The sequence below is a fragment of the Actinocorallia libanotica genome (assembly GCF_039525175.1).
GTDB lineage: Bacteria > Actinomycetota > Actinomycetes > Streptosporangiales > Streptosporangiaceae > Actinocorallia > Actinocorallia libanotica.
Map to the genome: position 1 here is coordinate 1 of NZ_BAAAHH010000030.1, position 16,813 is coordinate 16,813.

Below are 16,813 nucleotides of genomic sequence, written 5' to 3' on the forward strand. Positions count from 1 at the left end.
TCTCGTCGCTGGTCACCAGGTGGGCGCCCCGGGCGCGGCGGGCCCCCGCCAGCCGCCGGGTGTGGCGCGCCTCCTCCACCGCGCCGCGCAGCAGCGACGGGCCGGGCGCCGGGCCGCTGACGCCGACGGTCAGCCGCTCGCGGGTCAGCGCCGTCTCCAGCAGCGCCGCCCCGGCGCGCAGCTGCTCGACCAGGCCGGGGTCGTCGGCGGGGACGACGGTCACCGCCTCGTCCTCCAGCGCGGTCACCGCCGCCGCCTCGGGCATCAGCTCGCGCAGCACCGCCACCGCGTCGCCCGGCTCGGCCTCGCCCGGCCCGCCGAACGCGCAGGCCACCGCGACGAACCGGCGCTCGGGGTCCAGGCCGCAGGCGCGCATCCGGGCGGCGACCTCGCTCGGCTCGGTCACCCCCGGGTCCAGCAGCGCGTCCAGCAGCCGCCGCTCCACCCGGTGCCCCTCGGCCAGGCGCGCCCGCTCCAGTGCGGTGAGCGCCGCCAGCTCGTACGCCGACTCCCGGCTCTCCTCCGGCACGTCGACCAGCGCGCCCTCGCAGACCAGGAACCATCCGGCGACCCGGTGCGCGGCCCTGGTGTTGATCGGCAGCAGGGTGTGGGTGGCGCCGCCGGGCCGCGCCACCACGTGCGGGAGCCGGTCGGCCGAGAGGTACTCGGCGGCCAGGCCCTCGGCGCCGGGCAGCTCGCGCCCGGGGCCCACGACCACCCGCCCGGTCGAGGAGACCACCCAGCAGGACCGGCCGAGCTCGGCGCGGGTGAGCTCGAACACCCGGGCCAGCCCGGACCCCTCGGCCACCGAGGAGATCAGCCTGCGGTGCCGGCCCAGCACGGTGGCCAGGCCCGCGGCCCGCTCGGCGGTGAGCCGCCGGGTGACCACCTCGCTGATGGTGGCGAACGACACCTCGCGCGGCACCTCGACCAGCGGGAGGCCGACGCGCTCGCACGCCTCCCTGACCCGTTCGGGCACCTCGTCCTGCACCGAGAGCCCCACGCCCAACGCGGTGGCCCCGGCGTCGACCAGCTCGTCGACGAGCGCCTCGGGGCGTTCGCGCAGCTGCGGGCCGATCAGCCCGGTGAGCACCAGCTCGTTGCCCGACAGGTAGCGCCCGGCCTCCGGCAGCTCCGTCAGGTAGACCCAGCGGATGGGGCGGTCCAGCGCGTGCCCGCCGGACAGCAGCCGCAACCCCAGACCGCTCATACCTAGAAGATCCCGGAGTTTCACCCCTACAGGCTAGTGGCGGAAGTTTGGAGGATCATCCGAATCATGCAGGATAGGGACATGAGTCTCACCCTGCGCGCCCTCGACGCCGTGCGCGGCCGTCCTGCCGCCGACCTGCCCGTCCGCCTCGACCGCTACGACGGGAACACCTGGCAGGCGGTGGAGGAGGGCGCCACCGGCGGCGCCGGGGAGATCGTCTTCCCGGTCGCCGAGGCCGGGCTCTACCGGGCGCGTGCGGCGGCCGGTCAGTACTTCACTACGAAATTTCCGGAAATCCAGGTCATTTTTGAGTTCACACCGGGTGATCGAATCGAACTCCAGGTGACCCCCGCGGGGTACACCACCTGTCTGGTGACGCCATAATCTGCGTTGGCCGTTTACGGAAATCGGCCGACGCACTTATGAAAGGACCGAAATGGCGGGAAGTTCACTGTTGGAGCGGCGTTTCGCTCTGACGGAGCGGCGGACCACGGTGGGCCGCGAGTTCCGCGGTGGTATCACCACCTTCGTGGCGATGGCCTACATCCTGCTGCTGAACCCCATCATTCTCGGCGGGGCCACCGACGTCACCGGCGCGCAGCTGTCCATCCCGCAGCTCACCGCGATGACGGCGCTGTCCGCGGCGATCGCCACCGTGCTCATGGGCCTGGTCGGCAACGTCCCCATGGCGGTCGCCTCGGGCCTGGGCATCAACGCCGTGGTCGCCTACCAGGCCGCGCCCCAGATGACCTGGCCGCAGGCGATGGGCCTGGTGGTGCTGGAAGGCGTGATCATCGTGCTGCTCGCCGTCACCGGCGTCCGGCAGATGATCATGGACTCCATCCCGCTGGCCCTCAAGTACGCCATCACCGCGGGCATCGGCGCCTTCATCGCCCTCATCGGCCTGGTCGACGCCGGTTTCGTCAGCTCCGGCGAGGGCACCGTGCTCACCCTCGGCCAGGGCGGGCTGCTGCGCGGCTGGCCCATCGTGGTCTTCGTGTTCACCCTGCTGCTGATGTTCGTGCTGCACGCCCGGCGGGTGCCCGGCGCCATCCTCATCAGCATCGTCGCGGGCACCGTCCTGGCCGTGGTGATCAACGCCGTGGCCACCGTCCCCGAGGGGCAGTGGGGCCTGGTGACGCCGCACCTGCCCGACCAGCTGCTGGCCATGCCCGACCTGTCGCTGTTCGGACAGGTCGACGTCTTCGGCGGCTTCGGCCGGGCCGGCGTCGTCACCGCGCTGGTCGTGCTGTTCACCCTGGTGCTGTCGGGCTTCTTCGACGCCATGGGCACCATCGTGGGCCTCAGCGAGGAGGCCGGCACCGCCGACGAGAAGGGCCAGGTCCCGGGCCTGGGCCGCATCCTCACCGTCGACGGCGTCTCGGCGGCGCTGGGCGGGCTCACCAGCTCCTCGGCCAACACCGTCTTCGTCGAGTCCGCGGCCGGCATCGGCGAGGGCGCCCGCACCGGCCTGGCCAACCTGGTCACCGGCGGCCTGTTCGCGCTCACCCTGTTCTTCACCCCGCTGGCCTCGGTGGTCCCCGCCCAGGCCGCGGCGCCCGCGCTGGTGATCGTCGGCGCGATGATGATGGCCCAGGTGGCGAAGATCGACTGGTCCGACCCCGAGATGCTCGTCCCGGCCTTCGTCACCATCGTGATGATGCCCTTCACCTACTCGATCACCACCGGCATCGGCGCCGGCGTCGTGGCCTACACCGTGGTGCGCACCGCGCTGGGCCGCCGCGCCGGCTGGCTGCTGTGGGTCATCACCGCCGTCTTCGCCGTCTTCTTCGCGCTCGATCCCCTGCAGCGGCTCTTCGGCATCTGAGCGAACCGCTGAGAACGGCTGCCCGGCGCCTTGGCAAGAGGCTCCGGGTAGCCGTTTCCATATCGGCTGGGCCACTCTCCCCTGCGGACGCGGCCGGGTGGGCTTCAATGGATGCCATCCCCTGCGAATCGCGGCCAGAAAGGCATGTGGTGGCCTCACCCACCGGGCACGTCCTCATCTCCCCGGACAAGTTCAAGGGCTCGCTCAGCGCCTCCGAGGCGGCCGCCCGCCTCGCGGCCGGGCTGGCCCGGCACCGGCCCGGCGTCCCGCTGGTGATGCTGCCCGTCGCGGACGGCGGCGACGGCACGGTCGAGGCCGCCGTCGCCGCCGGCTTCACCCGCCGCTCGGCACGGGTCGCGGGTCCGACGGGAGAGCCGGTCGAGGCCGGGTACGCCGTCCGCGGCGACACCGCCGTGGTGGAGCTGGCCGAGGCCGCCGGGCTGCACCTGCTGCCGGAGGGGCGGCTTCGGCCGCTCGGCGCCTCCAGCCTCGGCGCGGGCCAGCTCCTGCTGGCCGCGGCCCGGGGCGGCGCCCGCCGGATCGTGCTGGGCCTGGGCGGCAGCGCCTGCACCGACGGCGGCGCCGGGCTCGTCCAGGCGCTGGGCGCCCGGCTGCTGGACGCCGGCGGCAACCGGCTGCCGCCCGGCGGGGCGGCGCTGCGCCGGCTGCACGCGCTGGACCTGCGCGGGTTCAACGACCTGGGCGGCCTGGAGGTCGTCGTCACCACCGACGGCGACGACCCGCTGCTGGGCCGGGAGGGCGCCGCCGCCGTCTACGGGCCGCAGAAGGGCGCCGACCGGGAGGGCGTGAAGACGCTGGAGGCCGGGCTGCGCCGCTGGGCCGACCTGGCCGAGGCCGCGGTGCGTCGGCCCGCCCGGGACCGTCCGGGAGCGGGCGCGGCCGGCGGTGTCGGCTTCGCCGCGCTGGCGTTCCTCGGCGCCCGGGTCGAACCGGGCATCGCCTACCTGCTGGACCTGCTCGGCTTCACCGAGAAGCTGGCCGGGGCCCGGCTGGTGATCACCGGGGAGGGCTCGCTGGACGCCCAGACCCTGCGCGGCAAGGCGCCGGTGGGCGTGGCCCGCGCCGCCGCCCGCGCGGGCGTCCCGGTGGTGGCCGTCTGCGGCCGCAGGGCGCTCACCGGCGAGCAGCTGCGCCGGGCGCGGATCAGCGCCGCCTATCCGCTCACCGATCTGGAGCCCGATGTGGAACGCTGCATCAGCGCCGCGGGCCCGCTCCTGGAGCGCCTGACCTTCGCCATCGCCGAGGAGTGGCTGTGAGCGGGAGCGGGAACCCTTCTGGGGTACGCGGCTGACCCTGGGGGCGATGCGGTGAGGATCGGCGTTCCACGCGAGATCAAGGAGCAGGAGGACCGGGTGGCCGTCACCCCCGCGGGGGTGCACGCGCTCGTCGGCGCGGGCCACGAGGTGCTCGTCGAGCGCGGCGCGGGCGCCGGCTCGGCCCTGCCGGACGGCGAGTACGCGCGGGCGGGCGCCGTCCTGACCGCCTCCGCCGACGAGGTGTGGGCCGAGGGCGAGCTGATCCTCAAGGTCAAGGAGCCGGTCGCCGCCGAGTACCACCGGATGCGGCAGGGCCAGGTGCTCTTCACCTACCTGCACCTGGCCGCCTCCCGCGCGTGCACCGACGCGCTGCTGGAGGCGGGGGTCACCGCGATCGCCTACGAGACGGTGCAGACCTCCGGCGGGGCGCTGCCGCTGCTGGCGCCGATGTCGGAGGTGGCCGGGCGGCTGGCCGCGCAGGCCGGCGCGCACCACCTGCTGAGCTTCAACGGCGGCCGCGGGGTGCTGCTCGGCGGCGTCCCCGGGGTCTCGCCCGCCGACGTGCTGGTGCTGGGCGGCGGTGTCGTCGGCCTGAACGCGGCGCGGATCGCCGCGGGGATGGGCGCCCTGGTGACGATCATGGACGTGGACGTCGACCGGCTCCGCCTGGTCGAGGCGCGCTACGGGGCGCGCATCCGGACCCTGGTCTCCAGCGCCTACGCGGTGGAGCGGCAGGCGCTCCGGTCGGATCTGGTGATCGGCGCGGTGCTCGTCCCCGGCGCCAAGGCGCCGACCGTGGTCTCCCGCGAGCTGGTCGGCCGGATGCGGCCGGGCTCGGTGCTGGTGGACGTCTCCATCGACCAGGGCGGCTGCTTCGAGGGCTCCCGCCCCACCACCCACACCGACCCGACGTTCCGGGTGCACGACTCGCTCTTCTACTGCGTCGCCAACATGCCGGGCTCGGTGCCCCACACCTCGACGTACGCGCTGTCCAACGTGACGCTCCCCTACGCGCTGGCCCTGGCCGGCCGGGGCTGGGCGGAGGCGCTGCGGGCGGACCCCGCGCTGGCGCGCGGCCTCAACACGCACGCCGGCCGGCTCGTCCATCCCGGTGTCGCGCAGGCGCACGGGCTCCCCTTCACCCCGCTCTCGGAGCTTCTGGAAGGGCCCGGAGTCCCGTAACGTGATGCCCATGGGGGAACTGCTGATCCTGCGCCACGGGGAGACCGAGTGGAGCCGGGTGCGCAAGCACACCGGACGGACCGATCTCCCCCTCACGCCGCGCGGCGAGGAGGAGGCCGCGGCCCTGGCCCCGCGGGTGGCCGCGCGCCACGTCGTCCGCGCCTTCTGCTCCCCCGCGCTGCGCGCCCGCACCACCGCGCGGCTGGTCGGCCTCGGCGACGCCGAGCCGCTGGAGGACCTGTGGGAGTGGGACTACGGCGGGTACGAGGGCCGCACCACCGCCGAGATCCGCCAGGAGATCCCCGGGTGGGCGGTCTGGACGCACGAGATCGTCCCCGGCAGGACGCCGGGCGAGAGCGTGGAGGCGGTCGGCGCGCGCTGCGACCGGGTGATCGCGGCGGCCCGCCCCTTCCTGGCGGAGGGGGACGTGGCGCTGGTGGCGCACGGGCACGTGCTGCGCGTCCTGGCGGCCCGCTGGCTGGGCCTGCCCGCCGACCACGGCAGGCTGTTCGCCCTGCGCACGGGCACCACCTGCACGCTGGGCTTCGAGCACGGCCGGGAGGTCTTCACCTCCTGGAACGTCCCGCCGGACGCGTAGCCCGCGGCTCAGACGACCTGGTAGCCGGCCTCCTCGACGGCCTTGCGGACCTGGTCGTCGGTGAAGCCCTCGCCGCTGACGACGACCTTGCCGCTCTCCAGGTCCACGTCCACGCCGGTGACGCCGGAGACCTCGCCGACCTCCTCGGTCACCGAGGCCTTGCAGTGGCCGCAGGTCATGCCCTGGACGGTGTAGGTGCGCTCGGACACGGGTACTCCTTCCGATAGGGATACCCCGTAGGGGTATATCGACAGGAACAGATCATACCCCCTGGGGGTTGGTAGTCTGTACACCACCCCGCCCGGCGATTGTGAGGCCCGCCATGACCACCCGCGGCTACACCGCGACCAAGGACCAGTTGCAGACCCGGCTGCGCCGGATCGAGGGCCAGGTGCGCGGCATCGAGCGCATGGTCGACGAGGACCGCTACTGCATCGACGTCCTCACCCAGATCAGCGCGATCCAGGCCGCCCTGGACAAGGTCGCCCTGGGCCTGCTCGACGGCCACGTGCGGCACTGCGTCACCAAGAGCGCCGCGGAGGGCAAGAGCGAGGAGATGTCCGAGGAGCTGATGGCCGCCGTCGGCAGGCTCATGCGCCGCGGCTGACCCCGCCCTCCCCCGGCGCGGTCCGGCGCCGCCGTGGTCGGCTCACGGGCTTCTGCGGTGCGCCGAGCACCCGTTGCGGACGGCCCGCGCGCCCCGCGACGCGGCCGAGCACCACCGCGGTCGAGTCGCGGGCTCAGGCGGCGTGGTCGAGGGTCTCCGCGGTCAGGTCGCGGGCGCGCCGGGCCTCCGGCGGGTAGCGCAGTGAGGCGGGCACCAGCCGGGTCGAGCGGTGGAGCGCGCGCAGCGCCGCGGTCGCGGCCAGGTCGGAGGTCGGCAGGCCCGGGAGGCCGTACATCCGCCGCGCCCAGCGCGGGAGCGTCGCGACGACCAGCGCGGCCAGCGGGGGCGCGATCGGCTTCAGCGCCGCGGCGTACGGCAGGGGCACCGGCGGGTTCAGCAGGCGCCGCAGCCCCTGCTTCGCCTCGTCGCAGGCGTACAGGTGCGGCCGCATCGCCCGGTAGTAGTCGGACATCTCCTCCACCGAGCCCGGGACCTCCGCCGGGTCGAGCCCGACGACGGCCGCGGCGCGGCGCTGCTCGTCCACGAAGCGGTCGCAGTCGGCGCGGGACAGCCCGACCCCGGCGCGGCGCGCGACGTCGAGGTAGGAGTCGACCTCGCCCAGGTGCACCCACAGCAGGTTCTCGGGGTCGTCCACCGGGAAGACCTCGCCGGTCCGCCGGTCGACGCCGCTCAGCTTGGAGTGCAGCTTGCGCACCCGCCGGCCGACCCGCTCGACCTCCTGGGTGCTCCCCCAGGTGCGCACGCCCACGAACTCGATCGTGCGGCCCAGCCGCGACCAGGCGGCGTCGGCGTCCATCAGCGCGGAGTTCTGCGCCGTCCCCCACATCGAGTGCGGGTGCAGCGCCTGCAGCAGCAGCGCGCGGAACCCGCCGACCATGAGCACCGGCTCGCCCATGATCCGCCAGGTGACCGAACCCGGCCCGAACAGCCCGTGATCCTGCGCGGCGGCCATGGCGGCTCCTCAGTCAAGCGACGCCTTATGGTGCGATATGTCACCGCGACGCGGCAAGACCAAACGGTCGCTAGTCCAAAATCTCCAGTTCGTCCTCTTCGAGCGCCGGCTCGGCGGTCTGCGCGCTGACCCAGCCGAGGTAGTCGGCGCTCCCGGCCACCACGGGCGTCGCGATGATCTCCGGCGTCTCGTAGGAGTGCTGCTCGTTGATCAGGCCGGCCAGCTCCTCGAAGCGGTCGGCCGTGGTCTTGAACAGGACCATCCACTCCTCGGCCGTCTCGATCTCGTCCTCCCACCAGTAGGTGCTGGAGATCGGCCCGAGGACCTGCGCGCACGCGGCCAGCCTTTCGGACACCGCCACGGCGGCCAGCTCGGCCGCCTCGGCCCGCTCGTCGACCGTGGTGGTCACCTGCACGTAAGCCTGCGCCATCAAAGGGCTCCTTCCCCACCCGATGATCGTAGCCGCTGGACATCCCGCGCGCCCCGGGTTATGTTGTTCTCAGTTAGAGTTTTACTCAATTTGAGATAGACCGGCGGAGCCGGGAAGGGACAGGTGGCGGGATGAGCGAAGAGGAGTTCCTCGCCGAGTACGACCCGCGGGCCTACGACCCGATCGCGGTGACGGTGGACGTCGTGGCGCTCACCATTCGCGACGGCGTGCTGCACGTCCTGCTGATCCGGCGGGCCGAGCCCCCCTTCGCCGGCCGGTGGGCGCTGCCCGGCGGGTTCGTCCGGGCCGTCGAGGACGAGGAGGACCTGCGCGAGGCCGCCGCCCGCGAGCTCGCGGAGGAGACCGGGCTGACCACCAAGGCGCTGGGCCGCGTCCATCTGGAGCAGCTCGGCACCTACGGGAAGCCGGGACGCGACCCCCGCATGCGCGTGATCTCGGTGGCCTACCTGGCGTTCGGCCCGGATCTGCCCGACCCGCAGGCCGGAAGCGACGCCGCCGACGCCTCCTGGATCCCGGTCGAGGCGCTGCGGCTGACCGCGGCCGCCTCCCAGGCGCCCGGAACCACCCGCAGGCTCGCCTTCGACCACGCGCGGATCCTCGCCGACGGGCTGGAGCGTGCCCGCGCCAAGCTCGAATACACCCCGCTGGCCACCGCCTTCCTCGGTGAGTCCTTCACCATCCCCGAGCTCCGCGCGGTCTACGAGTCGGTCTGGGGCGAGCCCCTGCACGCGGGCAACTTCCACCGCAAGGTGCTGTCGGTGCCCGGCTTCGTCGAAGGCACCGGCGACACCACCCCGACCGGCGGCCGTCGAGGCGGCCCCCGCGCCCGGCTCTACCGCGCCGGCGACGCCCGCCTGCTGCACCCCGCGCTGCTGCGGCCCAGCAGCGAGGACGACCTGCGATAGGAGCCCGCATGAACAGGGACACCGTGCTGGCGCTCCTCGACCGCCCCGCCGCGGAGATCTTCGGGGCCGACCCGGCCGAGGCCGTGCGCGTCTACCACCGGATGGCCCGCCTGCTGCACCCCGACACCGGTGCCGACGGTACGGCGTTCACCCGGCTGGCCGCCAAATGGCGCTCCTACGGCCGCGGGGAGACGGTGACGATCACCACTCGGAAGCACCGCTACGAGGTGGGACCGAAGCTGGCCAGAGGAGACCTGGCCGACCTGTTCGCGCTCACCCGCGACGGCGGCTCCGCCATCCTCAAGCTTCCCCGCGACCCGGCCGACAACGACCTGCTGGAACGCGAGGCCACCGCGCTGCGGCGGTTGCGCAAGGACGGCGACCCCCAGTTCCTGCCGTACGTGCCGGAACTGGTGGAGAACCTGCGTTACGAAGGCCGCAGCGGCAACGTTCTCGCCCGCCTGGAGGGCTTCCACACGCTCGCCGAGGTGAGGGAGGCCCGCCCGGACGGGGTGGACCCGCGGGACGCGGCCTGGATGTGGCGCAGGCTGCTCGTGGCGCTCGGTTTCGCGCACCGGGCGGGCGTCCTGCACGGTGCGGTGCTGCCCGAGCACGTGCTGATCCACCCCGAGCAGCACGGCCTCGTACTGGTCGACTGGTGCTATTCGGTGTCGGCCTCCGCCGATCCCGGCGAACGGGTGCCTGCGCTGGTGAGCGACAGGGCGTCCTGGTACCCGCCGGAGGTGCCCGGACGCGAACCCGCCTCCCCTGCCACCGACCTGTTCCTGGCCGCCCGCTGCATGACCTACCTGATGGGCCCGAAGATCCCGGACCCGCTGCGGAACTTCGCACGAGGCTGCACCCTGCCCGCGCAGAAGAAGCGCCCCTCGGACGCCTGGCGCCTTCTGGAGGAGCTGGACGAGCTCCTGGAGCGCCTGTACGGGCCGCGCAAGTTCCGTCCCTTCGCCCTCTGAACCCCCGCGACACAAGGAGAACCCTCATGGGAAGCGGTACCTGGTCCACCGACGTCTACGCCGCCGCGGCGAGCTACCGCCGCGCCACCGGGGCGAGCGCCTTCGCCCACTCCGACAGCGGCGCCCGCCACGTCCACCCCGCCCTCGACCCGCACGGCGTGACCGTCCGGGAGAGCCGCGACAACGACGAGCACCCCGAGTCGCAGGCGATCGCGGTGCTGTTCGACGTCACCGGCTCGATGCGCAACGTGCCGCGCGCACTGCAGACCAAGCTCCCCGAGCTGCTCGGCCTGATCCTGCGCAAGGGCTACGTCACCGACCCCCACATCCTGTTCGGTGCGATCGGCGACGCCACCTGCGACCGCGCCCCGCTGCAGATCGGGCAGTTCGAGTCCGACAACCGCATGGACGACGACCTGGGCCGCATCCTGCTGGAAGGCGGAGGCGGCGGCCAGATGACGGAGTCCTACGAGCTGGCGATGTACTTCATGGCCCGGCACACCGCCATGGACTGCTGGGAGAAGCGCGGCAAGCGCGGCTACCTCTTCCTCATGGGCGACGAACTGGCGTACGCCAAGGTCAAGAAGGCCGAGGTGAAGAAGGTCATCGGCGACGACCTGAAGCGGGACATCCCGATCGCCGAACTCGTCGCAGAGCTGAAGGAGCGCTTCGACGTCTACTACTTCATCCCCACCGGCACGTTCCACGCCGAGGACCCGAAGCTCCTGGAGTTCTGGCGCGGCCTCCTCGGCCAGAACGTCATCCGCCTCGACGACCTCGACGCCGTCTGCGAGACCATCGCCCTGACCATCGGCCTCGCCGAGGACGCCATCGACCTCGACGAGGGCCTGGAACACCTCGAGGAGGTCGGCTCGAACGCCGGCGAGGTCGTCTCCCGCGCCCTCGCCCCCCTGCGCCGCGGCGCGGTCGCCAAGGCGAGCACCCCGCTGGACCTCTCGAACGACCTGCCCCGCGGCACCACCCGGCTATGACCCATCACATCGTCGTCGACCTGGGCTACGGCGACTCCGGCAAGGGCACCGTCGTGGACCGCCTGTGCGCCCAGGGCTCGGCACGGACGGTCGTCCGCTTCAACGGCGGCGCCCAGGCCGCGCACAACGTGGTGACCACCGACGGCCGCCACCACACGTTCGCGCAGTTCGGGTCCGGCACGTTCACCCCGGACGTCCGGACCCACCTGTCCCGCTTCATGCTCGTCGACCCCCTGGCCCTGGCCGCCGAGGCCGCCCACCTGCGCGCCCTGGGCGTCCCCGACGCCCTGGACCGCCTCACGACGGACGCCTCGGCCCTGTTGACGACCCCGTACCACCAGGCCGTCAACCGCGCCCGCGAACTGGCCCGCGGCACGGCCCGACACGGCTCCTGCGGAATGGGCATCGGCGAAACCGCCTCCTACGCCCTGGACCACCCCGAGGCCCCTCGCGCAGGCGACTGCCGCTCCCCCGCCCGCCTCCGCAGACTGCTGCGCGAAGTCCGCGACTGGGCCCTCTCCCTCTTCCCGGCCCTGGACGTGCCACCGGTCGACGACTGCGCCGAAACGTTCCTGGCCTTCGGCGCAGCCGTCCAGATCGTCCCCGAGACCTTCCTACGCCGTCTCCTCCGGGACGCCCCCGCCGTCTTCGAAGGCGCCCAAGGCGTCCTCCTGGACGAGTGGCACGGCTTCCACCCGTACACGACGTGGTCCACCACCACCTTCGCCAACGCCCTGGACCTCCTGGAAGGCACGGACGCCCTCCGCCTGGGCGTCGTCCGCAAGTACCTCACCCGCCACGGCCCCGGCCCCTTCGTCACCGAAGACGCCGCCCTCGACCTCCCCGAACCGCACAACGCCCACGGCACTTGGCAGGGAGCCTTCCGCACCGGCCACTTCGACGCCGTCGCCCTCCGCTACGCCCTGGAGGTGACAGGCGGCGTAGACGGCCTCGCCATCACCCACCTGGACGCTCCCCCGGTACGCATGTGTGTCTCTTACGACACGCTGGAGCGCATACCCGTCCACGCGAAGGATCTGAAAGCCCAGGAGCGGCTCACCCGCCGCCTGATGCGGGCACGCCCCCTCTACGACGGCTGGGCCACCGACCCGTCCGACATCGGCCGCGCCCTCGGCGCCCCGGTCCTCCTGGAGTCCTACGGCCCGACCTCCGCCGACAAGAAGGGCCCGCTGACGGCGGCGTAGCGGGCTCGGACGTGGGGGGTGGGGGCGGCTTCGTAGGCGGCTTGTGCCGTGGGGGTCCATTCGGGGGGCTCGGGGGTGTTCGCCAGGAGCCAGGCGGCTTGGCGGGCGGCGCCCGTGGCGACGTATTCGGCGGGCTCCGGGATGAGGACGGGGCGGCCGAAGATCGCGGGGGCCAGGTGGCGGACGGCTTTGGAGCGGGCGCCGCCGCCTATGAGGAGGAGGCGGGTCGGGGCGAGGCCCAGGGCGTCTACGGCGTCGGCCAGGTGGCAGAGGAGGCCCTCTACGGCGGCCCGGGCCAGATGGGCGGGGGTCGAAGTCGACAGGCGGAGGCCGTGCAAGGAGCCGGTGGCGTCGGGGAGGTCGGGGGTGCGTTCGCCTTCCAGATAAGGGAGGAGGACGAGGCCGTCGGCGCCGGGCGGGGCGGTCAGGGCGAGGTCGGAGAGGCGGTCCAGGCTCACGCCCAGCATCGCGGCGGTGGCGTCGAGGACGCGGGCGGCGTTGAGGGTGCAGACCAGGGGGAGGTGGCGGCCGGTGGCGTCGGCGAAGCCGGCGACCTTGCCCGAGGGGTCGGCGGCGGGGGTCTCCGCTACGGCGAAGGCCGTTCCCGAGGTGCCGATGGAGATGACGACGTCGCCGGGGCGGCCGCCTACGCCGAGCATGGCGGCCATGTTGTCGCCGGTGCCGGGGGCTACGGGGATGCCGTTCCATTCGCCTGCCTGCTCGCGGGGGGCGAGGACCCGCGGGAGGTCGGGGGTGGCGCCGAAGGCGTTCCGGAGGATGTCGTGGCGGTATTCGCCGGTGGCGGGCGACCAGTAGCCGGTGCCCGAGGCGTCGCCGCGGTCGGTGGTCAGGGCGCCGGTGAGGCGGCTGGTCAGCCAGTCGTGGGGAAGGCAGACCGCGGCGGTGCGGCGGGCGTTGTCCGGTTCGTGTTCGGCGAGCCAGCGGAGTTTGGTGACGGTGAAGGAGGCCACGGGCACGCTGCCGACGGCTTCGGCCCACCAGGCGCGGCCGTGTTCGGCGACCAGGGCGGCGGCGGCGCCGGCCGAGCGGGTGTCGTTCCACAGCAGGGCGTCGCGGACGACCTCGCCGTGCTCGTCCAGGCAGACCATGCCGTGCTGCTGGGCGGCGATGCCGATGGCGGCGACGTCCGCCAGGCCTCCGGCCGCCGCGGGGGCGCGTTCGAAGGCCGTCCGCCAGGCGGCGGGTGCGACCTCGGTGCCGGGCGGGTGGGGGGCGGCGCCCTCGCGGACGAGGGCGCCGGTGCCGGCGTCCCGCACCACCACCTTGCAGCTCTGGGTGGAGGAGTCCACCCCGGCGACGAGGGTCATCCCCGCACTCCCATGAGGTGTTCGAGGGCGAGCTGGTTGAGGCGGGTGTAGGCGCTGTCGCGCAGGGCGGCGGCGTCGGGGTCGAAGTCCTCGGCGAGCAGGTCGGCGAGGGCCTCGCCGGGGGCGAGGGTCGGCACGGCCAGTTCGGGGGCGCGGGTGGCGGCCAGCGCCTCGGCGACCTCGGGGTCGGCGCGGAACGCGGCGGCCTTCTCCTTGAGGATCAGGTACGTGCGCATGTTGGCGGCGGCGGACGGCCACACGTCCATGTCGGTGCGCAGCGGCTTGTAGTCGAAGTGGCGGGGGCCGTCGTAGCCGGCGGACTCCAGCAGGTCCACCAGGAAGAACGCGTCCTTGAGGTCGCCGTGGCCGAAGACCAGGTCCTGGTCGTAGCGGGGGCCGTGCTGGCCGTTGAGGTCGATGTGGAAGAGCTTGCCGTGCCACAGCGCCTGGGCGATGCCGTGGGTGAAGTTGAGCCCGGCCATCTGCTCGTGGCCGACCTCGGGGTTGAGGCCGACGCGTTCGGGGTGCTCCAGCTCGTTGATGAACGCCAGCGCGTGGCCGACGGTCGGCAGGAGGATGTCGCCGCGCGGCTCGTTGGGCTTGGGTTCGAGCGCGAACCGCAGGTCGTAGCCCTGGTCGATGGCGTAGGAGGTGAGGAGGTCCAGACCCTCCTTGTAGCGGTCGAGCGCGACGCGGACGTCCTTGGCGGCGGCGGACTCGGCGCCTTCCCTGCCGCCCCAGCACACGTAGGTGGTGGCGCCCAGCTCGACGGCGAGGTCGACGTTGCGGATGACCTTGCGCAGCGCGTACCGGCGGATGTCGCGGTCGTTGCTGGTGAAGGCGCCGTCCTTGAAGACGGGGTGGGTGAACAGGTTCGTGGTGGCCATCGGGACCTTGAGTCCGGTCTCGGCCAGGGCGCGCTTGAAGTTCTCGACGGCCTTGTCGCGGTCGGGTTCGACGGCCAGCAGGTCGTCGTCGTGGAAGGTGACGCCGTAGGCGCCCAGTCCGGCCAGGCGGTGGAGGGTCTCGGCCGGGTCCAGCGGGGGCCGCGTCGCCTCGCCGAAGGGGTCGCGGGCCTGCCAGCCGACGGTCCACAGGCCGAAGGTGAAGCGGTCCTCGGGCACGGGCGTGTAGCCGGGCATCGGCACTCCTCGGTATTTAGTCCATAATGTGAACTAAATACGACCACAGGGGGGTGGCATCGTCAAGGCCGTGAACCAGCCGGTACGCCACGGGGCGATGCGCGCCCGCAACCTCGGCCTGGTCCTGGGCGAGGTGGCCGGGGGCGGGCCGCTGACCCGCGCCGCGCTGGCCGAGCTCACCGGGCTGACCAAGACCACGGTCTCCAGCCTCGTCGCCGACCTGCTCGCCGCCGGGCTCGTCGCCGAGTCCCCGGCCGTGCGCGCCGGGGAGCGCGGCAGGCCCGGCACGGAGGTGCGGCTGAGCGGCGGACGGGTCGCCGCGCTCGGCCTGGAGGTCAACGTCGGCTCCCTGACGGCCTGCGTCGTCGACCTGACCCGCGTCGTCCGCGCCCGGCGCACCGTCCGCGCCGACAACCGCTCCCGCGAACCCGGACGGGTGCTGGCGGCGCTCGACCGCCTCGCCGGGGAGGTCCTCGCCGAGGCGCCCTCCCTGCGGATCGCCGGGACGGTCCTGGCCGTGCCCGGAACGGTCGGGGACGGGCTGATCCACCACGCGCCCCACCTCGGCTGGCGGGACGTCGCCGTCTCCGCGCTCCCGTCGGGCCGCCCCGTGGCGGTGGAGAACGAGGCCAACCTCGCCGCGCTGGGCGAGCTGGAGTTCGGCGACGCGCCGCGGGACTTCCTCTACGTCTCGGGCGAGATCGGCATCGGCGCGGGGATCGTCCGCGACGGCGGGCTCCTGCGCGGCGCGACGGGGCTGGCGGGCGAGCTCGGCCACGTGGTCGTCGCCGAGGGCGGCCCGGCCTGCCGGTGCGGGAGCCGGGGCTGCCTGGAGGTGTACGCGGGGCAGGACGCCCTGCCCTCCCCCGAGGCCCTGGCCGCCGGCGGCCCGGAGGCCGCCGCGGCGTGCGAGCGGGCCGGGCGCGCCCTGGGCCTGGCCCTGACCTCGGCGGTGAACGTCCTCGACCCCGGCACGATCGTGCTCGGCGGCTGCTACGTGCCGCTCTTCCCGTGGCTGGCCCCGCCCGTCGCCGCCGTCCTGGCCGACCGGCTCGGCGCGCTGCGCCCCGCCCCGCCCGCGCTCGTCCCGGCCGCGACCGGCCCGGACGCCGCGGTCCTGGGCGCCGCGGCCCGCGTGCTGCGCCGCGTCCTGGCCGACCCGGCCGCCCAGTGGTGAGGACCACCGGGGATCCCTGACCGAAAAGCGAACCGTTTTCCTCTTCGCGGAGTCAGAAGTCCTGGATGGTCCCCCGCCCTGACCTGCCGGAGCAAGACATGTTCAAACGCCTCCTCCCCCTCGCACTGGCCGCCGTCATGGCCACCACGGCGGGCTGCGAGTTCCAGGTGGGCGACGTCGGGACCCAGCCCTCGAACGTCCCGACCATGCAGCCGGGCCCCAACACCGGCGCCCCCAACGCCGGAGGCCCGCCGCCGGAGAACGGGCAGCCCGCTCCCGGCGCCCAGCTCTCCGACGCCGACGTCACCAAGGAGATCAACGACGCCATCCAGGTGATCGACACCTACTGGAGCACGCACTGGCCGGAGCTGTTCACCGGCACCTACAACCCGCCGCGCGTCGTGGGCGCCTACAAGGCCGACGACCCGGCCCGCCCCACCTGCGGCGGCCAGCCCGCCGAGGCGTTCAACGCCTTCTACTGCATCCCCGAGGACTACGTCGCCTGGGACTTCCAGCTGATGCGCGACGGCTACGCCAAGGGCGACGCCTGGATCTACCTGGTCATCGCGCACGAGTGGGCGCACGCGGTGCAGAACCGCCTCCAGACGAGCCTGGTCGCCGAGGCCAACGAGCTCCAGGCCGACTGCCTCGCCGGCGCCGTCCTGTGGGGCGCCTCCCAGGTCGACCGGACCCTGAAGTGGGAGGACGGCGACACAACCGAGATCAGCACCGCGTTGTCGTCCTTCGGTGACGACCTCCCGTGGACCGACCCCAGCGCCCACGGCGACGCCGTCGAGCGGGTCACCGCCTTCGGCCAGGGCCGCACCAAGGGCGTCCGCGGCTGCCTCGCCCAGAGCTGACCGGGCTCGTCCCCCGCCCCGGTCCGCATTCGGCCACAACCTTGAAACATTCGGAAGGAACTGGAGAAGATCATGAAGAAATTATTTCTGACAGAAGGGGGAAC

18 protein-coding genes are annotated in these 16,813 nt (G+C 73.5%); 12 read left to right on the forward strand and 6 right to left on the reverse strand.

The genetic code is table 11. From position 1 onward, the window contains the following. Positions 1 to 1,210, reverse strand: a 1,210-nt coding sequence (locus ABD140_RS29220) for a PucR family transcriptional regulator (RefSeq protein ID WP_344244247.1), incomplete at its 3' end; no start/stop codon positions are given. Positions 1,211 to 1,291: 81 nt separating this feature from the next. Here ABD140_RS29220 and ABD140_RS29225 point away from each other — a divergent pair. The 5 genes from ABD140_RS29225 (at position 1,292) to ABD140_RS29245 (ending at position 6,095) form a co-directional block, all read left to right on the forward strand. Beyond that, positions 1,292 to 1,594, forward strand: a complete 303-nt coding sequence (locus tag ABD140_RS29225) for a hydroxyisourate hydrolase (RefSeq protein ID WP_344244248.1) — start codon at positions 1,292 to 1,294, stop codon at positions 1,592 to 1,594. A gap of 52 nt (positions 1,595 to 1,646) precedes the next feature. Beyond that, the gene (locus ABD140_RS29230) at positions 1,647 to 3,038 is read left to right on the forward strand and encodes an NCS2 family permease (RefSeq protein ID WP_344244249.1); all 1,392 of its coding nucleotides are present in this window, start codon (positions 1,647 to 1,649) and stop codon (positions 3,036 to 3,038) included. Between the two features lie 149 nt (positions 3,039 to 3,187). After that, positions 3,188 to 4,315, forward strand: a complete 1,128-nt coding sequence (locus ABD140_RS29235) for a glycerate kinase (RefSeq protein WP_344244250.1) — start codon at positions 3,188 to 3,190, stop codon at positions 4,313 to 4,315. 51 nt (positions 4,316 to 4,366) lie between these two features. Next, entirely contained in the window at positions 4,367 to 5,497 is a 1,131-nt protein-coding gene (gene ald, locus ABD140_RS29240; protein WP_344244251.1) for an alanine dehydrogenase, read from the forward strand. A gap of 10 nt (positions 5,498 to 5,507) precedes the next feature. Beyond that, positions 5,508 to 6,095: a histidine phosphatase family protein gene (locus ABD140_RS29245; protein WP_344244252.1), complete on the forward strand. Its 588-nt coding sequence runs from the start codon at positions 5,508 to 5,510 to the stop codon at positions 6,093 to 6,095. 8 nt (positions 6,096 to 6,103) lie between these two features. On the opposite strand, the gene ABD140_RS29250 is transcribed toward ABD140_RS29245, so the two are convergent. Next, positions 6,104 to 6,304 (reverse strand): heavy-metal-associated domain-containing protein, encoded by a 201-nt coding sequence (locus ABD140_RS29250; protein WP_344244253.1) that lies wholly within the window; start codon positions 6,302 to 6,304, stop codon positions 6,104 to 6,106. Between the two features lie 113 nt (positions 6,305 to 6,417). Here ABD140_RS29250 and ABD140_RS29255 point away from each other — a divergent pair, with 113 nt between their 5' ends. Further along, positions 6,418 to 6,702, forward strand: coding sequence for a metal-sensitive transcriptional regulator (locus tag ABD140_RS29255; protein WP_344244254.1), 285 nt, complete (start codon positions 6,418 to 6,420; stop codon positions 6,700 to 6,702). 133 nt (positions 6,703 to 6,835) lie between these two features. Here the strand turns inward: ABD140_RS29255 and ABD140_RS29260 are convergent, their stop codons facing one another. Continuing rightward, a complete protein-coding gene (locus ABD140_RS29260; protein WP_344244255.1) occupies positions 6,836 to 7,675 on the reverse strand; it encodes an oxygenase MpaB family protein in 840 nt (279 codons plus the stop codon). Between the two features lie 70 nt (positions 7,676 to 7,745). Then, positions 7,746 to 8,105 carry a divalent-cation tolerance protein CutA gene (gene cutA, locus ABD140_RS29265; protein WP_344244256.1) on the reverse strand — a complete coding sequence of 120 codons (360 nt, stop codon included), beginning with the start codon at positions 8,103 to 8,105 and terminating at the stop codon, positions 7,746 to 7,748. 131 nt (positions 8,106 to 8,236) lie between these two features. On the opposite strand from cutA, the gene ABD140_RS29270 reads away from it, so the two are divergent. The 4 genes from ABD140_RS29270 to ABD140_RS29285 are packed head-to-tail and all read left to right on the forward strand — an operon-like array spanning position 8,237 to position 12,202. Further along, positions 8,237 to 9,031: an NUDIX hydrolase gene (locus tag ABD140_RS29270; RefSeq protein WP_344244257.1), complete on the forward strand. Its 795-nt coding sequence runs from the start codon at positions 8,237 to 8,239 to the stop codon at positions 9,029 to 9,031. An 8-nt stretch (positions 9,032 to 9,039) separates the two neighbouring features. Continuing rightward, positions 9,040 to 10,005 (forward strand): serine/threonine-protein kinase, encoded by a 966-nt coding sequence (locus tag ABD140_RS29275; protein WP_344244258.1) that lies wholly within the window; start codon positions 9,040 to 9,042, stop codon positions 10,003 to 10,005. A 26-nt stretch (positions 10,006 to 10,031) separates the two neighbouring features. Next, the gene (locus tag ABD140_RS29280; RefSeq protein WP_344244259.1) at positions 10,032 to 10,997 is read left to right on the forward strand and encodes a hypothetical protein; all 966 of its coding nucleotides are present in this window, start codon (positions 10,032 to 10,034) and stop codon (positions 10,995 to 10,997) included. Further along, complete coding sequence (locus ABD140_RS29285; RefSeq protein ID WP_344244260.1) at positions 10,994 to 12,202, forward strand: adenylosuccinate synthetase; 1,209 nt, start codon at positions 10,994 to 10,996, stop codon at positions 12,200 to 12,202. The genes ABD140_RS29280 and ABD140_RS29285 overlap by 4 nt, the downstream gene beginning before the upstream one ends. On the opposite strand, the gene xylB is transcribed toward ABD140_RS29285, so the two are convergent. After that, a complete protein-coding gene (gene xylB / locus ABD140_RS29290; RefSeq protein ID WP_344244261.1) occupies positions 12,154 to 13,530 on the reverse strand; it encodes a xylulokinase in 1,377 nt (458 codons plus the stop codon). The two genes, ABD140_RS29285 and xylB, sit on opposite strands and share 49 nt — an antisense overlap. Then, positions 13,527 to 14,672: a xylose isomerase gene (xylA, locus tag ABD140_RS29295; RefSeq protein WP_344244262.1), complete on the reverse strand. Its 1,146-nt coding sequence runs from the start codon at positions 14,670 to 14,672 to the stop codon at positions 13,527 to 13,529. Before xylA ends, xylB begins: the two co-directional genes overlap by 4 nt. Before the next feature lie 70 nt (positions 14,673 to 14,742). On the opposite strand from xylA, the gene ABD140_RS29300 reads away from it, so the two are divergent. Together ABD140_RS29300 and ABD140_RS29305 are read left to right on the forward strand one after the other, a co-directional pair. Next, positions 14,743 to 15,849, forward strand: a complete 1,107-nt coding sequence (locus ABD140_RS29300) for an ROK family transcriptional regulator (protein ID WP_344244263.1) — start codon at positions 14,743 to 14,745, stop codon at positions 15,847 to 15,849. Between the two features lie 98 nt (positions 15,850 to 15,947). Then, a complete protein-coding gene (locus tag ABD140_RS29305) occupies positions 15,948 to 16,709 on the forward strand; it encodes a neutral zinc metallopeptidase (RefSeq protein ID WP_344244264.1) in 762 nt (253 codons plus the stop codon). Positions 16,710 to 16,813 lie beyond the last annotated feature (104 nt).

What these genes read in the sequence shown, in the direction of transcription:
- ABD140_RS29225 (WP_344244248.1), top strand. Translation starts at nt 1,292, where the DNA reads ATGAGTCTCACCCTGCGCGCCCTCGACGCCGTGCGCGGCCGTCCTGCC.
- ABD140_RS29230 (WP_344244249.1), top strand. Translation starts at nt 1,647, where the DNA reads ATGGCGGGAAGTTCACTGTTGGAGCGGCGTTTCGCTCTGACGGAGCGG.
- ABD140_RS29245 (WP_344244252.1), top strand. Translation starts at nt 5,508, where the DNA reads ATGGGGGAACTGCTGATCCTGCGCCACGGGGAGACCGAGTGGAGCCGG.
- ABD140_RS29255 (WP_344244254.1), top strand. Translation starts at nt 6,418, where the DNA reads ATGACCACCCGCGGCTACACCGCGACCAAGGACCAGTTGCAGACCCGG.
- ABD140_RS29260 (WP_344244255.1), bottom strand. Translation starts at nt 7,675, where the DNA reads ATGGCCGCCGCGCAGGATCACGGGCTGTTCGGGCCGGGTTCGGTCACC.
- cutA (WP_344244256.1), bottom strand. Translation starts at nt 8,105, where the DNA reads ATGGCGCAGGCTTACGTGCAGGTGACCACCACGGTCGACGAGCGGGCC.
- ABD140_RS29270 (WP_344244257.1), top strand. Translation starts at nt 8,237, where the DNA reads ATGAGCGAAGAGGAGTTCCTCGCCGAGTACGACCCGCGGGCCTACGAC.
- ABD140_RS29275 (WP_344244258.1), top strand. Translation starts at nt 9,040, where the DNA reads ATGAACAGGGACACCGTGCTGGCGCTCCTCGACCGCCCCGCCGCGGAG.
- ABD140_RS29280 (WP_344244259.1), top strand. Translation starts at nt 10,032, where the DNA reads ATGGGAAGCGGTACCTGGTCCACCGACGTCTACGCCGCCGCGGCGAGC.
- ABD140_RS29285 (WP_344244260.1), top strand. Translation starts at nt 10,994, where the DNA reads ATGACCCATCACATCGTCGTCGACCTGGGCTACGGCGACTCCGGCAAG.
- xylB (WP_344244261.1), bottom strand. Translation starts at nt 13,530, where the DNA reads ATGACCCTCGTCGCCGGGGTGGACTCCTCCACCCAGAGCTGCAAGGTG.
- xylA (WP_344244262.1), bottom strand. Translation starts at nt 14,672, where the DNA reads ATGCCCGGCTACACGCCCGTGCCCGAGGACCGCTTCACCTTCGGCCTG.
- ABD140_RS29305 (WP_344244264.1), top strand. Translation starts at nt 15,948, where the DNA reads ATGTTCAAACGCCTCCTCCCCCTCGCACTGGCCGCCGTCATGGCCACC.